This window comes from Streptomyces sp. NPDC005302 (genome assembly GCF_040607345.1).
In the GTDB taxonomy this organism is placed as follows: Bacteria; Actinomycetota; Actinomycetes; order Streptomycetales; family Streptomycetaceae; genus Streptomyces.
The window spans coordinates 450,112-472,713 of record NZ_JBEXGN010000003.1 but is presented as its reverse complement, the minus strand read 5'-3'; the positions used below and the strand labels follow the sequence as shown (position 1 = coordinate 472,713).

Here is a 22,602-nt window from a genome sequence, read left to right as displayed (position 1 = left end):
CAAACGACACCCCACCCACCGAAACCACAGAAGAAACCACCACCACCGCAACACCCCAAGGCGCCTCGAAGTAGCCACAGCGCCGCCGTCCCTCTTAGGCAAGCGAGGTTTCATGAACGAGAGTGGAGTGGAACTCCTGACCGCCGACCTGAGCACGGATCGACTGCATGCAGCGCTCCAGGATCCGGCGCTCGCCTCCATGAACTTCCTGAACGAAGTGGCCGGCCGTTTCCCGGAGGCCATTTCGCTCGCTGCCGGCCGGCCCAGTGAGGACTTTTTCGACGTCGACGATCTTCCTCGATATCTGAAGGCCTTCTGCGACTACCTGATGGCCGAGAGGGGCGCGAACGCGGATCTCGTACGTCGCACCCTCTTTCAGTACGGTCGGACCAAGGGCATCATTCACGAGTTGCTCGCCCGGAATCTCGGCTGTGACGAGGGAATCGACGTCGACCCGGAGTCGATCGTCGTCACGGTGGGCTGCCAGGAGGCCATGTTCCTGGTGCTGCGGGCACTTCGCGTCGACGACCGTGACGTCGTACTGACGGTTTCGCCGGGCTACGTCGGACTGGCCGGTGCGGCCAGGCTGGTGGACATGCCCCTCTGGCCGGTGCGGGAGAACGAGGACGGCATCGACCTCGACCACCTGGTCGAGCAGATCGAGGCGGCTCGCGCTGCGGGCAAGCGGCCACGGGCCTTCTATCTCGTCCCGGACTTCGCCAATCCCTCCGGCGCGAGTCTCGACCTGGAGGCCAGGCGGAAACTGCTCGCCATCGCGGCGGAGCACGATCTGCTGCTCCTCGAGGACAATCCCTACGGTTTGTTCCAGGCCGAGGACGGTCAGCGCCTGCCCACGCTCAAGGCCCTCGACACTTCGCGGCGGGTCGTCTATCTCGGCTCGCTCGCCAAGACCTGCTTTCCCGGAGCCAGGATCGGCTATGTGGTCGCGGATCAGCGCGTGGCCGGCCCGGACGGAAGCGCCACGTTGTTCGCGGACGAGCTGTCCAAGATCAAAAGCATGCTCACCGTCAATACCTCACCCCTGGCCCAGGCCATTGCGGGAGGCAAGCTGCTGGAGCACGACTGCAGCCTGGTCAGGGCGAATACCAGGGAGATTCAGCTCTACAGCCGAAATCTGCGGCTGCTGCTGGAGGGGATGAGCCGACGGTTCCCCCGAGGCCAGAATCATCAGGTCTCATGGAATACACCCGGCGGCGGGTTCTTCGTCGTCGTCACTGTTCCGTTCGTCGCCGACGACACGGCACTGGAATACGGGGCCAGTAAGTACGGCGTCCTGTGGACACCCATGAGTCATTTCTACGACGGTCGTGGCGGCGAGAATCAGCTACGCCTGTCGGTGAGCGTGGTATCGCCCGACGAGATCGAAGCGGGACTGGATCGACTGGCGATGCTGATCGCCGATCTTTCCGGCAAGGAAATATCTACACAGTAGTCAACTACTCTGAAGGCCAGGGGATTTCCATGCCGAACAAAGGCATATTCGCCGACGATCTCAACAGGGTGGACCTCACCGATCCGAACACCTTCCTGCAGACCGACATGGAAGACTTCTGGCGGCGTGTTCGGGCCGAGCAGCCCGTGTATCTGCACCCGCCCACGGACCGCGGGTCCGAGTTCTGGGTGGTGTCCCGCCACGCGGACGTCATGGCCGTTCTGCAGGACGCCGAGCGATTCAGCTCGCGGGCCGGGAACATGATGTCCTCGCTGCACAAGCCCGGTGGGGATCCGGCGGCCGGCATGATCCTGGCGCTCACCGACGCGCCGCGCCACAACGCCATGCGGACGATCCTGCTGAAGGCGTTCAGCCCCCGGATCCGCAGAGGGGTGACGGACAAGCTGCAGCAGCGGGTCGACCAGATCCTCGGCCACGCCGTCGGTACGGGGACCTTCGACTTCGCCAAGGAGGTCGCGGAGGTGATCCCCATGGGGACGATCTGCGACCTGCTGGGCTTTCCGTCCGCGGATCACAAGTACGTGCTCGATCTGAGCCGGGACGCGGTCAGCGCGGACGACGAGGGGCAGACCGAGGAGGACGTCTGGCTCTCCCGCAACGAACTCCTCAACTATTCGCAGGAGATCATCGAGGCCCGCCGCGAGGATCCCCAGGACGACTTGATCAGCGCGATGGCCACCTGCCGGATCAACGGTGAGCCGATGACCGACGACGAAGTGGTCGTCAACTGCTACGGGTTCATCCTCGCGGGAGATCACACCAGTCGCCTGGCCATGGTCGGCGCCCTGCTCGCCTTCTCCCAGCACCCCGACCAGTGGCTGGCGTTGAAGGAAGGCCGCGTTCCGATAGCCGGGGCGGTCGAGGAGATCGTGCGCTGGACGACGCCGGCCATGCACATCGGCCGTACCGCGACGGCCGACGTCACCATCGGCGGCCGGACCATCCGCGAGGGCGACCACGTCATTCTCTGGAACACCTCCGCGAACCGCGACGAAAGCGTCTTCTCGGACCCGGCCAGTTTCGACCTGGCAAGGACTCCCAACAAGCACCTGGGCTTCGGTTTCGGGCCTCACTTCTGCTTCGGGTCGTACCTCGGGCGGGCCGAAATCGCCGCCGTGCTGAAGACCCTCATCAGCACGGTGGACCGGATCGAGCTCATGGGTGACCCCAAGGCGCTCTACTCGACGTTCCTCCGCGGATACAGCAGCCTGCCGATCTCCCTCATTCCCAGCCGATCCGCCGCGGAATAGTGGGCTTCCTTTCCAGGCGTTCCGGATCACTCATATGCAGTTCGACTCGAAGGAGTTCGCGACGTGATTGAGGTCGAAATACAGGCTCAATATGCGGATGTCCCACCCCTCCACCTGTTGAAGGCGGAGCAGCTTCCCGCCTCACAAAGCGCCATCACCGGCATGATGAACCAGCGCACCGCGGACGCTCTCCGGACCGTCATCGACATAGCGCCGCAGGATTCCGACCGACGCGCGCTGGCCGCGGTCGATGCCGCGCTGGCCTGCCTGGCCTCGCCGGCCACTCCCAGCAAGTACACCGAGGCGGAGCGCAAGACCCTGCCGGAGGACCTCTACGAGGAGCACGACCTGTTCTTCGGCGCTATCCGGGTCACCGGGGAGTCGGTGGAGACGTTCGTCTACACCATGCTCGAAGCCCTCCGCAGCCAGCTCGACGACGCCCTGTCGGAGGGGATAAGCCTCAGCAGCGGCGAACGAGCCGAACTGCGTGAGGCGTTCTGGACCACGTTCCACATGGTGTGGCGTATCGGAGTGGCCGGCACGCCGTTCGAGAGCGCGGCTTGCGTGCACACGCAGGGCACGGACACGCGAAGCGGCGACGTGAAGGGCGGTCCCCTGATTCGCTGGCGTCTCGGCCATCAGGTGTTCTTCGCGCTCATCCAGGCGCTGATCGTGTCGGTGGGCTGCCTCGAGGACTGCCTCAGGGACGATCCGGATGATGTCGACAGCGCCTGCCGGCTGCTCGAGGACGCCACGGCACTGATGATCGGGTCCGGCGCATCGCTGCGGTATGCCGGTGACTTCACGCGCACGCATTACACGGATTCGGTACGTCCTGCGATGATGCCGCCGCATATCAATGCCAAGTTCAGCGGTCTCCAGTTGCGCGATCACCGGATACTCCTCAAGTTGCTCCATCGGGTCAAGCCGCTGGTCGCATCGCCCGCTCCCGCCGTCGACAAGTCCTACAGGCTGCTGCTCGATGCGATGTCGACCGCCTACGACGCACACATCTCGGTCTGTTCCAGGTTCGGCGGCGATCGCGAATCGAGTCTGCGCACGCCGGGTTCCACGGTTCCCGCGGTGGAGGTTCTCCAGCGGTTCCGCGACCGGCGAGTGGGTGCCGCCACACCGGATCTGCCAGCGGTGTAACTCGCCGGCCTCGACGAGGTCTTCGGGGGCGAGTGTCGGGCGCCGAGTCCGGCTCCGGCCGAGGAACCGACGTTGTCGAGCGCCTTGCATCCCAGGCTCACCGGCCTCCAGTGGATACCGAAGAATTGGTCTCATCCTGCCGCGCGCTTTCGCGCGCATTGAAGTGCCCCCCTCCGTGCTGATCTGTGCTGCCGGGTTCTCCCACTGCCGAGTAGCCGCGAATTCGTGCGATCTCAACACCGAAAGAGAGTAATTGGCAATGCGTACTGCAGATGCTGTTGATTCTGTTGAGGATGCGCTGTTCGCGTCGCACGCGGCGCCGGTCGGCGAATCGGTGCCGGCGGCTTTCACGGCTCAGGCGCTGCGGTCCCCGGATGCGGTGGCGGTGCGGTGTGCCGGACGGGAGCTGTCGTACCGGGAGTTGGACGAGCGGTCGAATCAGCTGGCGCACCGGCTGCTGAGGCTGGGGGTGGGCCGGGAGGCGCCGGTCGCGGTGCTGATGGAGCGGTCGGTGGACCTGGTGGTCGCGCTGCTCGCGGTGATGAAGGCGGGGGCGTTCTACCTGCCGCTGCACGCCGCGTTTCCGCTGGAGCGGATGCAGTGGATCGTCGACGAGACGTCCACGCCGGTACTGCTGACGGACCGGGGGATGCGTGACCGCGGCGCGCCTGCCGCCCCGGTGGTCGTGGCGGTCGACGAGGATCCCGAGCTGGCCGGGCTGCCGGTCGGTGACCCGGGTGTGGAGATACGGCCCGAGCAGCTCGCCTACGTGATGTACACATCGGGCTCGACCGGGCGTCCCAAGGGGGTGGCTGTCACCCACCGCGACATCCTCGACCTGGTCGTGGACAGCATGTTCGAGCCGGGCGCGCACGAGCGGGTCTTGATGGTCATTCCGTACGCCTTCGATCCCTCGATCTACGGCTTGTGGGTGCCACTGCTGAACGGTGCGCGGACGGTCATCACCCCGGAAGGTGATCTGAGTGTGGCGACGCTGGCGCGGCTGATCACCGAGGAGGCGATCACCGCCCTCGATGTCTCCGCAGGTCTGTTCCAGGTGATGGCGGAGGAGGATCCGGGGTGCTTCGCGGGTGCGCGTGAGGTGATCACGGGTGGTGACGTGGTCTCCCCCACCGCGGTGCGCCGCGTGCTGGAGCACTGCCCGGACATCGTCGTGCGCAGCGCGTACGGTCCCACCGAGACCACGTTGTACGCGACGCAGCATCCGTGGACGGACGGCTGCGAGTTGCCTGCCCCACTGCCGATCGGGCGCCCGCTGGACGATATGCGTGCCTATGTTCTCGATGAGACTCTGGCGCCGGTCCCGGCAGGTGTGGCCGGGGAACTGTATCTGGCGGGTGCGGGGTTGGCCCGCGGCTACTTCGGGCGGCCGGATCTGACGGCGGAGCGGTTCGTGGTCGATCCCTTCGGCCCGGCCGGCAGCCGCATGTACCGCACCGGCGACCTGGCCCGCTGCTCGGTCGAGGGCGTGCTGGAGTTCGTGGGCCGGGCCGACGACCAGGTCAAGATCCGGGGCTTTCGCATCGAACTCGGCGAGATCGAGACGGTGTTGAGCCGCGCCCTGGGGGTGTCGCAGGTCGCGGTCATCGCCCGGGAGAACCAGCCGGGCGACAAACGCCTGGTGGCCTACGTGGTCGCCGACCCGAGCCGCGATGGCGGAGTGGATGTCGAGGCCCTGCGTGCGCATGCGGCAGGTCTGCTGCCGGAATACACGGTCCCCACCGCGTTCATGGTGCTCGACCAGCTGCCGCTGACCACCAACGGCAAACTGGACCGGCGAGCCCTTCCCGCCCCCGCCGTGCCGATGACCGCCGGAGTCGGACGCGGTCCGCGGACGCCGCGGGAGGAGATCCTGTGCGGGCTCTTCGCCGAGGTCCTGGGCGTGCCCGCGGTCGGCATCGACGACGACTTCTTCGCCCTCGGCGGCCACTCCCTCCTCGCCACCCGGCTCGCCAGTCGCATCCGTTCGGTCCTGGGGGCCGAACTCGTGGTGCGGACCCTGTTCGAGGCCCCCACGGTCGCCGTCCTCGCCGAGCGGGTCGCGGAAGCGGGCGCGGCCAGGCCCGCGTTGACGGCGATGGCACGTCCGGAGCGGATCCCGCTGTCACCCGCACAGAACCGGCTGTGGTTCCTCGACCAGCTCGAAGAGACGAGTGCCACCTACAACCTTCCCCTCGTCGTGCGTCTTTCGGGGCCACTGGACCGGGCCGCGCTGCGGGCAGCGCTCGAGGACGTGGTGGACCGGCACGAGAGCCTGCGCACCGTCTTTCCCGAGGATGCCCAGGGCGTGCCGTTCCAGCAGATCCTGCCGGCCGTCCGGGCGATGCGGGACTTCGAGCTGGTGGAGACCGACGAGGCTGCCTTGCCCAAGGAGATCTCGGCCCTTGCCGGGGAGCGTTTCCATCTGGCGGTGAACCCGCCCGTGCGCTTCCGTCTGTTCGCCTTGTCGGAGACCGAGCATGTCCTGTTCCTGCTGACGCATCACATCGCGTCCGACGGATGGTCGCTGGCTCCGTTGACCCGCGATATCGGCGTTGCCTATGCGGCCCGGTACGCGGGGGCGGGGCCGTCGTGGTCGGCGTTGCCGGTGCAGTACGCGGACTACACGCTGTGGCAGCGTGAGCTCCTCGGCACGAAGGACGACCCCGACTCAGTGGTGAGTGAGCAACTGGCCTACTGGACAGCGGCGTTGGCGGGCATCCCTGACCAGCTCGAGCTGCCGTTCGACCACTCCCGGCCGAAGGTGGCCAGCCATCGCGGCGACACAGTGTTCTTCGAGCTGGACGCCGAAGTGCACCGACGCCTGATCGGTCTGAGCCGTGCCCATCAGGCCAGTCTGTTCATGGTGGTGCAGGCGGCCTTCACCGCGCTGCTCTCCCGGCTGGGCGCGGGGGACGACATTCCGGTCGGTACCCCGGTCGCCAACCGGACCGATGAGGCGATCGGTGACCTGGTCGGATTCTTCGTGAACACCCTGGTGATCCGGACCGACACGACGGGCGACCCCTCCTTCGAGCAACTGCTGGCTCGGGTACGCGAGGTGGCCCTGGAGGCTTTCGCCCACCAGGACGTCCCCTTCGAGGACTTGGTGAATGAACTCAACCCGGTGCGCTCCACCGCTCAGAACCCTCTTTTCCAGGTGCTGCTGGCCATGCAGAACAACTCGTCGGTCGGGTTGGACCTTCCGGGTCTGACCGCTGACGTGCGTCTGGGTGACACGGAGGTCGCCAAGTTCGATCTCACCCTTGAGCTCTTCGAGCAGCACGCGGGAGATGGCGTCCCCGACGGGATCAGCGGGCGGCTGGGTTATGCCCTCGATCTGTTCACCGCGGACACCGCACAGCGGATCGCGGCTTGTTTCGCGAGGCTGCTCGCCGCGGTCGCGGTGGATCCGGGCCTCTCTCTGAGCCGCATCGACCTCCTCTCCCCCGAGGAGCGTCGACAGCTCGTCGTCGAGTGCAACGACACGGTGGTGCCCTACGCCGACAACACCACCCTGCATCGGATGGTCCAGGAGCAGGCGGTCCGGACGCCGGACGCGCCGGCGGTGCTCTGCGGCACGGAAGAGCTGACCTACGGCCAGCTTGACGCACGGGCGAACCAGCTCGCCCATCACCTGGTCGCCCGGGGGGTGCGCCCGGAGCAATTGGTTCCGATCTGTGTGGAACGGGGTTTCGACGCGGTCGTCGCCGTCCTGGGCGTGCTGAAGGCAGGTGCTGTCTATGTGCCGCTCAACCATGAATTCCCGGTACATCAGCTGGAGTTCATGGTCACGGACGTCGATGCTCCGCTGGTCGTCACCCAGGCCCGCCTCCAGGATCGACTGGGGGACACATCCGCCGAGCGACTGCTGATGGACCGGGACTGGCACGAGATCGCCACCCGGCCGGACACGGACCCCGGCGTGCCGGTCGGCCCCGAGAGCCTGGCACACGTCATCTTCACCTCCGGCTCCACCGGCACCCCCAAGGGTGTCATGATCGAACACCGTTCGCTCTGCCGGATCGTCGACAGCGACCTGTTCGCCGGCCTCGGGCCGGGCGATGTCGTGGCCCAGCCCTCCAGCTTCTCCTGGGACGCGTTCACCTTCGAATGCTGGCCCGCGCTGACGTCGGGAGCCGCCATGGCGGTGATGGACAAGGAGGTCCTCCTCGACGCCGCCACGCTCAAGGCCGCTCTCCGTCGCCACAAGGTGACCATGATGTGGCTGACGGCCCCCCTTCTGCGCCAGCACCTGCAGGACTGCCCCGACCTTCTCGCCGGGGTCACCTCCGTCTTCTACGGCGGGGAGGCGATCGACCGGCCGGCGGTGGACGCGCTGGTGGACGGGCCATGGGCACCCGAGCGGCTCATCCACGGGTACGGGCCCAGCGAGGCGACGGTCTTCACCACGTGCTACAGGGTGGACCGGAACACGCCCCGAACCGGGCAGATCCCCATCGGCAGGCCGGTGGCGAACACAGAGGTGTTCGTCATGGACGAGAACGGTGTTCTGGTGCCCCCCGGCGTACCTGGCGAGCTGTGGGTCGGCGGCCCTGGACTGGCCCGGGGCTACTGGAATCGTCCGGAGCTCACCGAGGAGCGGTTCATCAGGCACCCGTTCTCGGACGATCCTCGGGCACGGGTGTACCGCAGCGGCGACGTGGTGCGGTGGCGGGCGGACGGCCAGCTGGAGTTCGTGGGCCGGGTCGACGACCAGGTGAAGATCCGCGGGCTGCGGGTCGAGCTGGGTGGGATCGAGTCGGTGCTGGGCCGTTTCCCGGGCCTGGCGGAGGTTGCGGTCGTGGTGCGGGAGGAGCGGCCGGGTGACAAACGTCTGGTGGCCTATGTGGTCGCCGAAGCCGGGAGCGAGGGAGTGGACGCGGACGCCCTGCGTGCTCATGTGGGTGGTCTGCTGCCGGAGTTCATGGTTCCCTCGGCGTTCGTGGTGCTGGACCGTCTGCCGTTGACCACGAACGGCAAGCTGGACCGGCGGGCTCTGCCGGCGCCCGTGTACGAGGCGGCGGTGGGCGGGCGCGGTCCGCGGACCGCGCAGGAGGAGATCCTGTGCGGTCTGTTCGCCGAGATTCTGGGCGTGCCCGCGGTCGGCATCGACGACGACTTCTTCGCGCTCGGCGGCCACTCCCTCCTCGCCACCCGCCTGGCCGGCCGCATCCGCTCGGTCCTGGGGGCCGAGCTCGTGGTGCGGAACGTCTTCGAGGCCCCCACGGTCGCCACCCTCGCCGGACGGGTCGCGGAAGCGGGCGCGGCCAGGCCCGCGTTGACGGCGATGGCACGTCCGGAGCGGATCCCGCTGTCACCCGCACAGAACCGGCTGTGGTTCCTCGACAAGCTCGAAGAGGCGAGTACCACCTACAACGTTCCGGCGGCGTTCCGGATCGTCGGAGAGCTGAACGCCGATGTACTCGAAGAGGCGTTGAACGACGTCGTGGCACGGCACGAGAGTCTGCGGACGGTGTTCCAGGAGGTGGACGGGGATCCAATCCAGGTTGTCCTGGACAAGGATGCCGCCTGCGTGAAGCTGCATCGGGTCGACTGTGCCGCGGACGAGTTGGACGTGGTACTGCGGGAAGCCGGTCAGTACGTGTTCGACCTGTCGGCCGAATTTCCGCTGCGGGCGACGCTGTTCGGCGTCGAACCCGATGCGCAGGTGTTGCTGCTGCTCATGCACCACATCGCGAGTGATGGCGCCTCGATGGGGCCGCTGGGGCGTGATCTGGAGATCGCGTTCCGGGCCCGGCTCCAGGGCCTGGAGCCGTCGTGGCCGGCGTTGCCGGTGCAGTACGCGGACTACACGTTGTGGCAGCGCGAGCTTCTCGGCGCGGACGAAGACCCCGACTCCCTGGTGAGTGAGCAACTGGCCTTCTGGACAGCGGCTTTGGAGGGCCTGCCGGACGAACTCGGGCTGCCCTTCGACCGCTCCCGGCCGAAGGTGGCCAGCTATCGCGGCGACTCGGTCTTCTTCGAGCTGGACGCCGAAGTGCACCGCGGGATGGCCGATCTGGCACATTCGACGGGCGCCACCACGTTCATGGTGGCGCAGGCGGCACTGGCGGTGGCGCTGACGAAGATGGGTGCGGGGACGGACATCCCGATCGGAACCCCGGTCGCGGGCCGTGCCGACGAAGCACTCGACGACCTCGTCGGCTTCTTCGTCAACACCCTGGTCCTGCGGACGGACACATCGGGGAATCCGACGTTCCTGGAACTGCTGGAGCAGGTACGGGAGACCGACCTGGCCGCCTACTCCCACCAGGACGTGCCGTTCGAGCGGCTGGTCGAGGCGGTCAACCCTCAGCGCTCACTCGCCCGTCACCCCCTGTTCCAGGTCCTGCTCAATCTCCGGACCGGGGACGACGACGCACTGGAGCTGCCCGGTCTGTCAGTCCAGGAGATCGTGCGGGAGCAGCAGACGGCGAAATTCGACCTGTCGCTGAACTTCCTCATGAAGTCCACCGATCAAGGTCTTCCCGGGCCGGTGAGCGCGTATGTCACCTACGCCGCTGAGCTGTTTGACCGGGAGACCGTAGAGCGTCTGTTCACCCGCCTCGTACGCGTCCTGGAGTCTGTGGTCGCAGATCCCGCGCAGGTGATCAGCCGAATCGACGTGATCGAGGCGGACGAGCGAGTGCGGTTGCTGGAGTTGTCGGCCGGTGTGGAGTCCGGTGAGGGACTTGAGGCTGGTTCGGTGCCGGCTGCCTTCGCGGCTCAGGCACTGCGGTCTCCGGATGCGGTGGCGGTGCGGTGTGCCGGACGGGAGCTGTCGTACCGGGAGTTGGACGAGCGCTCGAATCAGCTGGCCCACCGGCTGGTGGGTCTGGGAGTGGGTCCGGAGGCGCCGGTCGCGGTGCTCATGGAACGCTCGGTCGACCTGGTCGTCGCGCTGCTAGGGGTGCTCAAGGCGGGGGCGTTCTACCTGCCCCTGCACAGTGGCTATCCGCTGGAGCGGATGCAGTGGATCGTCGACGAGACCTCCACTCCGGTTCTCCTGACCGACCTGGCCATGCGTGGTCGTGGCGTGCCGGCTGCTCCGGTGGTCGTGGTGGTCGACGAGGATCCCGAGCTGGCCGGGCTGCCGGTCGGTGACCCTGGCGTGGAGAGCCGGCCCGAGCAACTCGCCTATGTGATGTACACATCCGGCTCGACAGGACGCCCCAAGGGCGTGGCCGTCACCCACCGCGACATCCTCGACCTCGTCGTGGACGGCATGTTCGGCGCGGGCGCCCATGAACGGGTACTGCTGCTGGCCTCGTACGCCTTCGACCCCTCAACGTACGCCTTCTGGGTGCCCCTGCTGCACGGCGGACGCACCGTCATCACCCCGAACGGTGACCTCGGCGTCGCCGAACTGGCACGCCTGATCGCCGAGGAAGAGATCACCGGCCTGGACATCACAGCAGGCCTGTTCCGGCTGATGGCCGAAGAAGACCCCGCCTGCTTCGCGGGCGTCCGCGAGGTGATCACCGGCGGTGACCTCATCTCCCCCACCGCAGTACAACGAGTGCTGGAACACTGCCCCGACACCATCGTGCGCTGCGCCTACGGCCCCACCGAGACCACCCTGTTCGCCTCCCAGGCCCCCTGGACCACGGCCGATACGGTGCCGGCGCCGATACCGGTCGGGCGTCCGCTCGACGGCATGCGCGCCTACATCCTCGACGAGACCCTGGCATTGGCCCCGGCACGCGTGGCCGGCGAACTCCACCTGGCGGGAGCAGGGCTGGCCCGCGGCTACTTCGGGCGGCCGGATCTGACGGCGGAACGCTTCGTGGCCGACCCCTTCGGCCCCGCCGGCAGCCGCATGTACCGCACCGGCGACCTCGCCCGCTGGTCCCCCGAAGGCCTCCTCGAGTTCGTCGGCCGAGCCGACGACCAGGTCAAGATCCGCGGCTTCCGCATCGAACTCGGCGAAATCGAAGCCGTGCTGGGCCGCTTCCCCGGTCTGGCGCAGGTCGCGGTCGTCGCCCGCGAGGACCAGCCGGGCGACAAGCGCCTGGTGGGTTACGTGGTCGCCGAGCCGAACCACAGGGACGGGGTGGACATCGAGGCCCTGCGCACACACGCGGCCGGTCTACTGCCTGAATACATGGTCCCCTCCGCGTTCATGGTGCTCGACCGGCTCCCGCTGACCACCAACGCCAAGGTCGACCACCGCGCCCTGCCCGCCCCCGACCTGCCCGCTGCCGGAACCGGACGCGGCCCGCGAAACCCACGGGAAGAGATCCTGTGCGGACTGTTCGCCGAAGTCCTGGGCGTGCCCACCATCAGCATCGACGACAACTTCTTCACCCTCGGCGGGCACTCCCTCCTCGCCTCCCGACTCATCAGCCGCATACGAACCACCCTCAACGTCGAACTCCCAGTACCCGCCCTCTTCGAAACCCCCACCATCGCCACCCTCAGCGCCCAGATCGCGGAAGCGGGTTCAGCCAGGTCCGCGTTGACCGCGACGGAGCGCCCGACACGAATCCCGTTGTCGCCGGCGCAGAACCGGTTGTGGTTCCTGAACAAGCTGGAGGGCGCGAATGCCACGTACAACGTCCCGGTGGCGTTCCGGATCACCGGGGACCTGGACGCGGACGCCCTCGAACAGGCTTTGAACGACGTGGTGGTACGGCACGAGAGCCTGCGGACCGTCTTTCAGGAGATCGACGGAAGCTCGGCCCAGGTCGTGCTGGGAACGGACGCCGTCGACGTAGAGCTGCACCGAATCGCTTGTCCGGCAGTCGAGTTGGACAAGGCGTTGCGTGACGCGGGGCAGTACGCGTTCGACCTGTCCGCTGAACTTCCGCTGCGGACGACGCTGTTCACCGTCGGCCCCGACGAGCACGTCCTGCTGCTGCTCGTGCATCACATCGCGAGCGACGGCGCGTCGATGGGGCCACTCGGACGTGACGTGGAGACCGCGTTCCGCGCGCGGCTCCGGGGCTGCGCGCCGACGTGGTCGGCGCTCCCGGTGCAGTACGCCGACTACACGCTGTGGCTGCACGACCTCCTCGGCGCGGAGGAGGATCCCGCTTCGCTGGTGAGCGAGCAACTGGCCTTCTGGACAGGTGCCTTGGACGGCATCCCGGACCAGCTCGAGCTGCCCTTCGACCGCCCCCGGCCGAAGGTGACCGACTACCGCGGCGACACCGTCCCGATCAGGATCGACGCCGAGCTGCACCGAGCACTCCACAGCCTCGCCCAGGAGACGAACACCACGCTGTTCATGGTGCTCCAGGCCGCTCTCGCCACCCTGCTGACCCGGCTGGGCGCGGGCTCGGACATCCCCCTCGGAACCCCCGTCGCAGGACGCACCGACGAAGCCCTGGACGACCTCGTCGGCTTCTTCGTCAACACCCTCGTCCTACGGAACGACACCTCCGGAAACCCCACGTTCCGCGAACTCCTCGCCCGGACCCGGCAGACCGACCTCGCCGCCTACTCCCACCAGGACGTCCCGTTCGAACGCCTGGTGGAGGCGATCAACCCGCAGCGCTCGCTGGCCCGCCACCCCCTGTTCCAGGTCATCTTCGGGGTGGACGCCACCGGCGGCGACGCGCTGAGTCTGCCCGGTCTGACCGTGACTCAGGAGTCCGTGCCGTTCGAGGTCAGCAGGTTCGACCTGGGCTTCAACTTCACCGAGCAGTACGGGATCGACAGCCGCCCGGCCGGAATCGGCGGCCTGCTGCACTACAGCACGGACCTGTTCGACGAGGAGAGCGTCGAAGCCCTCGTGACCCGGCTGGTGCGAGTGATGGAAGCGGCGGTCGCGGATCCGGACGGGCCGCTCGGCCGGGTCGAGATCCTTTCCGCTCGGGAGCAACGGCAGATCCTGGGGACGTGGAACGACACCGGGGCCGAGCTGACCGATGCGACGCTTCCCTCGCTCTTCCAGTCGCAGGTGGCCCTGACTCCAGAGCACCCGGCAGTCCTGGCCTCGGACGCCGACCTGAGCTACGGCGAGCTGAACGAGCGGGCCAACCGACTGGCACACCACCTGATCGCGCACGGGGTCGGCCCCGAGCAGTTCGTCGCTCTCGCTCTGCCGCGCACCGCGCAGACCATGGTGGCGCTGCTCGCCGTACTCAAGGCCGGCGCCGCCTATATGCCGGTCGACCCCACGTACCCGGCGGACCGGATCGCCTACATGCTGGGGCATGCCGATCCCGCGCTCGTGCTCACCGTCGAGGAGACCGAGCGGATGCTCCCGGACAGCTCCCGGACTCCGCGCCTGGTCCTGGACTCTCCCGAGGTCGTCGCCACCCTGGAACGGCGGCCTGCCACCGATCCGACCGACCGTGACCGGATCAGTCCCCTGCGGCCGCTGCACCCGGCGTACATCATCTACACCTCGGGCTCCACCGGCCGTCCCAAGGGCGTAGTCGTCACCCACACCAACGTGGCCAACCTGGTCGCCTGGGCCCGTGAGGAATTCGGTGAACGGCGCCTGGCCCACGTCCTGTTCAGCACGTCACTCAACTTCGACGTCTCCGTGTTCGAGATGTTCGGCCCGTTGCTGACCGGCGGTCGCATCGAGGTGCTTCGTGATCCGCTGGCCCTCGGCGACCGGAACGCCGACGACCGTTCACCGGTCCTGGTGAGTGGGGTTCCGTCCGCGCTCTCCCGGATCGTGTCCCAGGGCGACGTGCGCGCCACGGCGGAAACCGTGGTGTTCTGCGGTGAGGCGCTGACTGCCCAGGCCGCCGCCGAGGTCAAGGACCGACTCCGGGCCGGCCGCGTCTACAACGTCTACGGCCCGACCGAGGCGACGGTGTACGCCACGGTCTGGTCCACGGACGCCCCCATCACCGAAGCGCCGTCGATCGGGCGCCCGCTGCGCAACACGCAGACCTACGTCCTGGACGGCAATCTGCGGCCGGTCCCGGCGGGGGTCGCCGGGGAGCTGTACATCGCGGGTGCGGGTTTGGCCCGCGGCTACTTCGGGCGCCCGGATCTGACGGCGGAGCGGTTCGTGGCCGATCCCTTCGGCCCGTACGGCAGCCGCATGTACCGCACCGGCGACCTGGCCCGCTGGTCCCATGAAGGGATGCTGGAGTTCGTGGGCCGGGTCGACGACCAGGTCAAGATCCGCGGCTTCCGCATCGAACTCGGCGAGATCGAAGCGGTGTCGGGCCGCGCCCCGGGGGTGTCGCAGGCCGCGGTCATCGCCCGGGAGGACCAGCCGGGCGACAAACGCCTCGTGGCCTATGTGGTCGCCGAGGCCGGAGGCGACACCCTGGACACCGAGGCGCTGCGGGCACACGCGGCCCGTCAACTGCCCGAATACATGGTCCCCTCCGCCTTCATGGTGCTCGACCAGCTGCCGCTGACCGCCAACGGCAAACTGAACCGGCGGGCCCTGCCGGCGCCCCTGTTCGAGGCGGACGCGGCCGGGCGCGGCCCGCGGAACCCACGGGAGGAGATCCTGTGCGGACTGTTCGCCGAAATCCTGGGTGTGCCCTCGGTCGGAATCGACGACAACTTCTTCGAGTTGGGCGGCCACTCCCTGCTGGCGGTTCAGCTGATCAGCCGCATCCGTGACGTCCTCGGCGACGGGCTCGCCATTCGAGCTGTCTTCGCGGCGCCCACCGTTGCCACGCTCGCTGAACAGCTGGGCCGGTCCTCGGACGGAGAGGAGTTCGACGTACTCCTGCCCATCAAGGACCACGGAGGCAGCTCGGCGGTCTTCTGCGTCCACCCGGTGAGCGGCATCGGCTGGTGCTATGCGCCCTTGGCCGGGATCGCCTCCCCGGAACACTCCGTCTATGCCCTCCAGGCGCGAGGACTTGACGGCAAGGACGCCCTCCCGGACTCGATACGGGAGATGGCTGCCGACTACGTCCGGCAGATCCGCGCTGTACAGGAGTCCGGTCCGTACCACCTGATGGGCTGGTCCTTCGGCGGGGTCGTCGCCCACGAGATGTCCGTCCAACTGCGGGCACAGGGCGAGCAGGTGGAGACCCTCGCACTGCTGGACGCCTACCCCGCACACGGGACCGGGACGCCGCTCCCGATCACGGAGGAGGAAGTGGCGGCGGGCCTCGCCGAATTCTTCGGGGTGCGGGCCGAGCACGGCGAGGAGCCACTCACGATGACAGGGATCGTGGCGGCACTGCGCCGGGACCGCAGCATGTTCACCGAGCTCGCCGAGCGGCATCTCGCGGAAATCGCCGCGATCTACAGGAACAATCACCGGATCATGACGGAGCACGTTCCCGGAGAATTCGACGGGGATGTCCAGTTCTACGAGGCGGACCATGAAAGGCCCGCCGACGCGTCCTCCGCGACGGTGTGGGCCCCGCACATATCGGGCCGACTCGACATCGAGCGCATCGCCTGCAGTCATGCGGAAATGGCTCGCCCCGACTCGCTGGCCGAAATATGGCAGGGCATGGGCGGTCGGTAGGTCATCGCAGGCGGACGCGGATCCGCCTGCGGTGTGCCGACACATTCATCAACTCAGAGAACTGGTGTTTCGCCGATGACTGAGCTCGCTCTCGGCCTGCCGGCCGTATCTCGAATGTCCCATCTCTTCCTGGTGCTTGCCCTGATCATGGCCTGCTGCCATGTCGCGGGCCGTGTCTGCCGGCGGCTGGGGCAGCCTCCGGTGATCGGCGAGATCCTGACCGGTACAGCTCTTGGCCCCTCGCTGCTCGGCGCCGTCTGGCCCTCAGGGCAACAGTGGCTCTTTCCGCGGGAGTTGCTGCCTGTGATCGACGCTTTGGCTCAGGTCGGCCTGGCCCTCTTCATGTTCCTGGTCGGCTACGAGCTGAACGTGGGCCACGTCCGTGGTCGCGGCAGAGTCGCGGCCTTGGTCAGCCATGCGAGCGTGGCCGCGCCCATGATCGGCGGGGTGCTCCTCGCCTTCGTGATGTACGGGCGGTTCGCCGACCGCGGTGTCGGGTTCCCGGCGTTCGCGCTCTTCATCGCCGTGTCCATGAGCATCACCGCGTTCCCGGTGCTCGCACGGATTCTCACGGACCGGAAGATCGACCACACCCCGGTAGGCGCGCTCGCCCTCACGTGCGCGGCGGTCGACGACATCACCGCCTGGTGTCTGCTCGCCCTGGCGACAGCGCTGGGACGGGGCACCTCCTGGACCTCGGTGCTCACCACTGTCGCCCTGACCGCCGTGTTCATCTCCGTGATGCTGTACGGACTACGTCCTTTGCTGGCCCGGCTGGCCGAGCGTCACGCGGATCGGCTGGGTGGCGGATCGGCACTCCTGCTCGTGCTCCTCTCAGGGATCCTGCTGGCATCGTTCGCCACGGACTGGATCGGCATCCACCCGATCTTCGGGGCCTTCCTGTTCGGTGTCGTCGTTCCGCGCGGTGCGGTACAGACCGCAGCCGTGGAACAGGTGCGAGGCATCACCGTGGTGCTTCTGCTGCCGCTGTTCTTCGCCTACTCCGGACTGCAGACCGACTTCCGGCTGATCGGCGCGGACCCCGCCCTGTGGGGCTGGTGCGCCCTCATCGTCGCCGTCGCGACCGTCACCAAAGGGGCGGGGAGCACGGGTGCGGCCCGGCTGACCGGGCTCGGCTGGCAGGAGTCGCTCTCCCTCGGCACGCTGATGAACTGCCGGGGGCTGACCGAGCTCGTGGTGCTCGGCGTCGGGCTGGACCTCAAGATCATCACCCCCACCGTGTTCGCCATGCTGGTGGTGATGACGCTAGTCACCACCGTGCTGACGGCGCCCGGACTCACCCTGATCGACCGCCTTGCCGCCCAGCAGCGGGCAGCTCCCGTGAGGCAACGAGAAGTCGTGGCCAAATGACCGTCACGGTGACGGACGGGTCGGCGGGGAGCGCGGCATCGGCGCTTCCGTCGCCTTCCGGAGCACTCGGCCCGCGCACCGCGATCCGGCCTTCGTCGCCCGCGCACCTTCCCACTCCGCACGCGCACGCCGAGCAGGCGTGCCTGGCCAGAGAGAGCGAGACATGACACCCGAGATAGATCAGATCTTCCAGGACGTGAAGGACCGGCACGGAGCCGCTTCCATCACACGCGTCGAGGAGATGGTGTACGCCAAGCGGCAGGAGCGCCATGCGCTGCAGAAGGACGCCAAGTGGATCATGCCCGGGATATCCCGGACGCCCTGGCACGATCCCTACGAGCACCCCGAGATCGAGCCGGTCGTGCGCGCCTTCGAAGCCGGACACGGCGCCATCAAGCGGGAACTCGCGGACGTGTGGTCCGATCGCAAGAGCGCCTTCTCCGACTACGAGCACTATCTGAGCCGGCAGGAGAACTGGCAGGCGCTGTACCTCTTCCGCGACGGCGGGCCGGTCGAGTCCTCGGCCGCGCTGGTGCCCACCGCGTACTCCGTCCTCACCCGCGAGGTCATCGAGCAGGGCAAGCTCTGCCCCCTCCTGGAGAGCCACTTCTCGACGCTGCTTCCCGGTGCCTCGATCGCCCCGCACTGCGACCTGTGGAACTTCAGCATCAATCTGCACCTCGCGGTCGACATCCCCGAGGGGTGCGGCATCACGGTCGCTGACGAGACGCGACGCTGGCAGGAGGGCGAGTGCCTGCTCTTCGACTACTCCTTCGTGCACGAGGCGTGGAACAACGGCGACAGGCCGCGCACGTGTCTCCTCGTGGACCTGTGGCACCCGGAGACGACCGTCCCCGAGCGTGAGGCCCTCGTCGGTCTCATCACCGAGATCCGCAAGCTGATGGGCTAGGCCGCCGAGGATCCCGAGGAGGGCTGTCCGGTCGTGGGCCGGGCGGCCCTTTTCGCGGCACGGCGGGGCGGGCCTCTGCCGGGGCTTCGTTGCCGCCGGCCGGTCACCAGTGCGGTGTGGGGACGGTCGGCGCGTCGCCGTCGCTGTCCCGCACGGGCCGCGGCGGTTGGTCGAGGACCTCGCGGGCCGTGACTCCCTGGCCCCCGGCCCGGCGCCGGCGGGCGCGTGCCCGGCCGCCGAGGAGGGCCAGGCGTTCGAGGAACAGGACGAATGCGGTTTTGTTCCGCTTCACGGCGATTCCTTACGAGAGGGTCTGGGAAAATCCATCGCAGATCTGAACAATGGACATGACAGGGGCTGTTGGGGTCGTCTGGCTGATGAGGGGGTTGGGTGGGCGGCATCGGGGAGGACGGCGAGATACCGGGCACGCGTACGGCGGCCGGGTGGGCGTCCCGCGAGGAGCAGTTGTCCGAGGACGCCGTCCGGGTGTTCCGGTGGGTGAGCGACCAGGGCTCGTGCGACGCGAGGACGCTGGGCGCGACTCTGGGGTTGCCGGAGACCAGCGCGGCGTCGGCGGTGACGACGCTGACCGAATTGTTGCTGCTGCGCCACCTTCCGGGGAACCCCGAGGAGTTGGTCGCGGTGGCGCCGGACGAGGCGCTCGCCGCGCTGGTCGCGCCGCGGGAGGCCGGGCTGCGCCGGCAGCTCGCCGAGATCGACCGGCTGCGGGCCGAACTGTCCGTCCTGGCGCCCTTCTACGCGGAGGGCCGGCGGCAGTGGCGGGGACGGGCGCCGCTGACCGAGGTCACCGATCTGAAGACCGTCGTGGGGATGATCACCGAGGCGACCATGCGGTGCCGTCAGGAGGTCCGCACGTGCCATCCCGGCGGCGGCCGCTCCCCCGCGTTGCTGGAGCAGGCGTTCGTGCAGGACCGCGACATGCTGCGGCGCGGCGTGCGGATGCGCACGTTGTACCAGCACACGGCCCGCTACCACCTGCCCACCCAGGAGTACGCGCGGCGGATGACCGACGAGGGCGCCGAGATCAGGACGCTGAGCGAACTGTTCGGCCGTATGGTCGCCTTCGACGCGGAGACGGTGTTCATCCCGCACCAGGACGACCTGGACGCGGCCATCGTCATCCAGGAGCCGTCCACCGTCTCCTACCTGTGCGCGACCTTCGATCACGCCTGGTCGCTGGCCGAGCCCTACCACCCGGCGTGGACGGAGAGTTCGGCGCGGGACGAGGTGAAGCAGGCCATCGTGCGGCTGCTGGCCGAGGGCATGAAGGACGAGATGGTGGCCCGGCGGCTGGGGATGTCGCTGCGCACCTGTCGCAAGCACATCGCCGAGATCATGGAGCAACTCGGCGCGGCCAGCCGCTTCCAGGCCGGCTACCTCGCCCGCGTGCAGTCCTCCGGTCCGGCTTCGGCGGCGGCGGGCGGGACCTGAGACCCTCGCCGGAGCGGACGTTCTGCGGCCGGGCGCCGACCGCGTCGGACCGGACACGGGCCGCCCGCACCCCGTTCTTCCGGAGCGGCCCCGAGCCGGTGGCGAGGCGTCCACGGCGGGAGCCCGCCCGGCCCGGAAGCGCCGCAAGGACCCCGGTTCCGACAGGACGGGCGGTGGCCGTCTTGGCGTCGGGGCGTTCACGCGGGGCGAGTTGGCCGCCGGAAGGGCCTGGTCCCGTTTCATGCCCGGTACGGGGTGCGAGGCGTCCCCGCCCCGACGGCGCCCTCCGCCTCCGCGCCGCGCGGGACATTCGACACCTCCCCGGGCGCGGCACCACCGCCACCGGCCCGTGAGGCGTCCACACGCGGACGCGGCCACGGGGGCCGGTCTCCTGGTCCCCCTCCCACGGCCGCGTGGCGACCGCCTAGCACCGGTCTCCCGGCACGGCGGCCTGTTCGCGCGCGAACAGGAGGGTCAGCCAGGGCAGTTCGTACCGCACCGCGTCCGGGACGGCGGCGAGGTGCGCGGTGACCTCGGGCAGGGACGGCGGCGGAAGGACGCCGACGTCGATCAGTTCCTCCAGGGCGCGCTGCGCGTCCCGTCCGTCCCGGCCCAGGGCGCGGGCGGCGGCGGGGAGCGTGAAGGAGGAACCCGGCAGTACGGCCAGGGCGTTCAGGGATTCGCGGGCGGGGGCGGGCAGCCGGGCCCACGTCCCGGCCAGGCGGGCGCGGACCCCGAAGCCGCCGGACGCGAGTTCGTCCAACGCCTCCAGGGGATGTTCGAGCCGGTCCGCGTACTGGCCGAGCGGCATGTGGCGCAGCACGGAGAGGCGGTTCCCCGCGGCTCGCAGGGCGAAGGGTAGGCGGCCCGTCGCGGCGGCGACCCGGACGGCGGCGGCGTGTTCGGCGGCCAGCCGGGAGGGTCCGATGATGCCGCCGAGCAGGTCCAGGGCCTCCTCGGGTGACAGCGGCGGGAGTTCCACCCGGTGTGCCGACTCCAGACAGGACAGTCGGCTGCGGGAGGTGACCAGCGCGGCCGTGGTGCCGGACGGCGGCAGCAGCGGGCCGAGGGCCACGGCGTCGGGTGCGTCGTCCAGGAGCAGCAGGATCCGGCGCCCGGACAGCCAGGACCGCCAGACGGTGGCGGCCTCCTCCCGGCCGGCGGGCAGCCGTTCGGTGCAGCCGAGGGAGCGGGCCAGCTCCGCCAGCACCGACGCCCAGGGGCGCGGGGAGCCGTCCTCGGCGCAGAGCCGGGTGGCGACCACGCCGTCGGGGTAGCGCGCGGCGAGGCGGTGGGCGACGTGCACGGCGAAGGCGGTCTTGCCGGCACCGGCCGCGCCGGTCACGAGGACAGGGGGTCCGCCCTCGGTCCCCAACTGGGCGCCGGCGAGCTCCAGTTCCCGGGTTCGGCCGGTGAAGTCGGCGAGGTCCGGGGGGAGCAGGCGTGACCCGGTGGGGGCGCCGCGCGGCCGGGGCGGGGCCAGGTCGTCCAGCAGGGCGCGGTAGGCGCTCTGCAGGGCCGCGCCGGGTTCCAGGCCCAGTTCCCTGGACAGGCGCTGCCGGCAGTCGTCGTAGGCGGCCAGCGCCTCCGTTCTGCGGCCGACCTGGTGCAGCGCGGTGAGCTGGACCGCGCGCAGCCGCTCCCGCAGGGGGTGGCGGCTCACCATCTCGTCCACGGTGTCCGCGACGGGGCCCGGGTCCCCGATCTCCAACTGCGCCTCCGCCCAAGCCTCGTAGACGGCCAGCCGTCGCGCGTGCCGGCGTTCGACCGCGGCGCGCAGTACGTCGGCGCGGGTCGCCAGGTCGCTGAAGGGGTCGTGCCGCCACAGGTCCAGGGCCTGGCGGTACGTGCGGGCGGCGCTGCTCGACGCGCCGGCGCGCATCTCGGCGTCGCCGTGCCGGGCCAGTTCGTCGAAGCGCAGGGTGTCGCACTCCTGCGGGGTGAGGTGCAGGACGTAGCCGCCGGGTCCGTGGCGCAGCCGGCCGAGGTCGTCGGGGTCGAGCACCCGGCGCAGGGTCGACACGTACACCTGGAGGTTCTTGCGGGCCGTACGCGGCGGGGCGTCGGGCCAGACGGCGTCGGTCAGTTCCTCCAGTGACACCGGCGTGTTGGGACGGGTGAGCAGGACCGCGAGGACGAGGCGCTGTTTCAGCGGCCCGAGTTCCAGGGGCAGTCCATCGCGGGAGGCCCGCAGCGGGCCGAGGAGGGTCAGTCGCAGCGGAGCGGCGGCTTTGTCCCCGCCGATTTCCCCGGCGGGCTCTCGTGGAATTCCGGGAGACGAATCCGCGCCGCGGCTTTCCGTGAGCGAATCGACCATCTCCCCCTCAGCCCCTTCCCCAACCGGTGTCGTCGGGGTTCTGGGCGAGGGAAAACATTCCGTACACGAAAGCCTCCGAGGAGCGGCAGGGGGTGAGGGAATCCGCGAGGAGCCGTGAACACGTCGGGAATTCGGTGCAATTCCTTCGGCCTTCACAGCATGCGCACAAGCCGGTACCGGGGCCATGGACTCGAGGATGGCTCAAGGTGCATGCAGCAACAGACCCGCCGGGACGAAGGGTGAACAGGCGGACAAAGCACAGCG

At 68.9% G+C, this 22,602-nt stretch carries 9 protein-coding genes; 7 read left to right on the top strand and 2 right to left on the bottom strand.

Features of this window, described 5'->3' with window-relative positions:
* Positions 1–127: 127 nt before the first annotated feature.
* From ABZT74_RS06760 to ABZT74_RS06735, 6 genes are all read left to right on the top strand, one after another.
* Positions 128–1,453, top strand: coding sequence for a PLP-dependent aminotransferase family protein (locus tag ABZT74_RS06760; protein ID WP_356433637.1), 1,326 nt, complete (start codon positions 128–130; stop codon positions 1,451–1,453).
* 29 nt (positions 1,454–1,482) lie between these two features.
* Positions 1,483–2,724, top strand: a complete 1,242-nt coding sequence (locus tag ABZT74_RS06755; protein WP_356178482.1) for a cytochrome P450 — start codon at positions 1,483–1,485, stop codon at positions 2,722–2,724.
* A 63-nt stretch (positions 2,725–2,787) separates the two neighbouring features.
* A complete protein-coding gene (locus tag ABZT74_RS06750) occupies positions 2,788–3,876 on the top strand; it encodes a hypothetical protein (RefSeq protein WP_356433636.1) in 1,089 nt (362 codons plus the stop codon).
* 259 nt (positions 3,877–4,135) lie between these two features.
* Complete coding sequence (locus tag ABZT74_RS06745) at positions 4,136–16,288, top strand: amino acid adenylation domain-containing protein (RefSeq protein ID WP_356433635.1); 12,153 nt, start codon at positions 4,136–4,138, stop codon at positions 16,286–16,288.
* A gap of 75 nt (positions 16,289–16,363) precedes the next feature.
* Positions 16,364–17,659 carry a cation:proton antiporter gene (locus ABZT74_RS06740; RefSeq protein ID WP_355869619.1) on the top strand — a complete coding sequence of 432 codons (1,296 nt, stop codon included), beginning with the start codon at positions 16,364–16,366 and terminating at the stop codon, positions 17,657–17,659.
* Between the two features lie 163 nt (positions 17,660–17,822).
* Complete coding sequence (locus ABZT74_RS06735) at positions 17,823–18,569, top strand: aspartyl/asparaginyl beta-hydroxylase domain-containing protein (protein ID WP_356433634.1); 747 nt, start codon at positions 17,823–17,825, stop codon at positions 18,567–18,569.
* A 103-nt stretch (positions 18,570–18,672) separates the two neighbouring features.
* Here ABZT74_RS06735 and ABZT74_RS06730 read toward each other — a convergent pair whose 3' ends face one another.
* The gene (locus tag ABZT74_RS06730) at positions 18,673–18,861 is read right to left on the bottom strand and encodes a hypothetical protein (protein ID WP_355869613.1); all 189 of its coding nucleotides are present in this window, start codon (positions 18,859–18,861) and stop codon (positions 18,673–18,675) included.
* 98 nt (positions 18,862–18,959) lie between these two features.
* Here ABZT74_RS06730 and ABZT74_RS06725 point away from each other — a divergent pair, with 98 nt between their 5' ends.
* Entirely contained in the window at positions 18,960–20,021 is a 1,062-nt protein-coding gene (locus ABZT74_RS06725) for a LuxR C-terminal-related transcriptional regulator (protein ID WP_356175823.1), read from the top strand.
* A 424-nt stretch (positions 20,022–20,445) separates the two neighbouring features.
* Here the strand turns inward: ABZT74_RS06725 and ABZT74_RS06720 are convergent, their stop codons facing one another.
* Entirely contained in the window at positions 20,446–22,338 is a 1,893-nt protein-coding gene (locus tag ABZT74_RS06720; RefSeq protein ID WP_356175820.1) for a BTAD domain-containing putative transcriptional regulator, read from the bottom strand.
* Between the last annotated feature and the right edge of the window lie 264 nt (positions 22,339–22,602).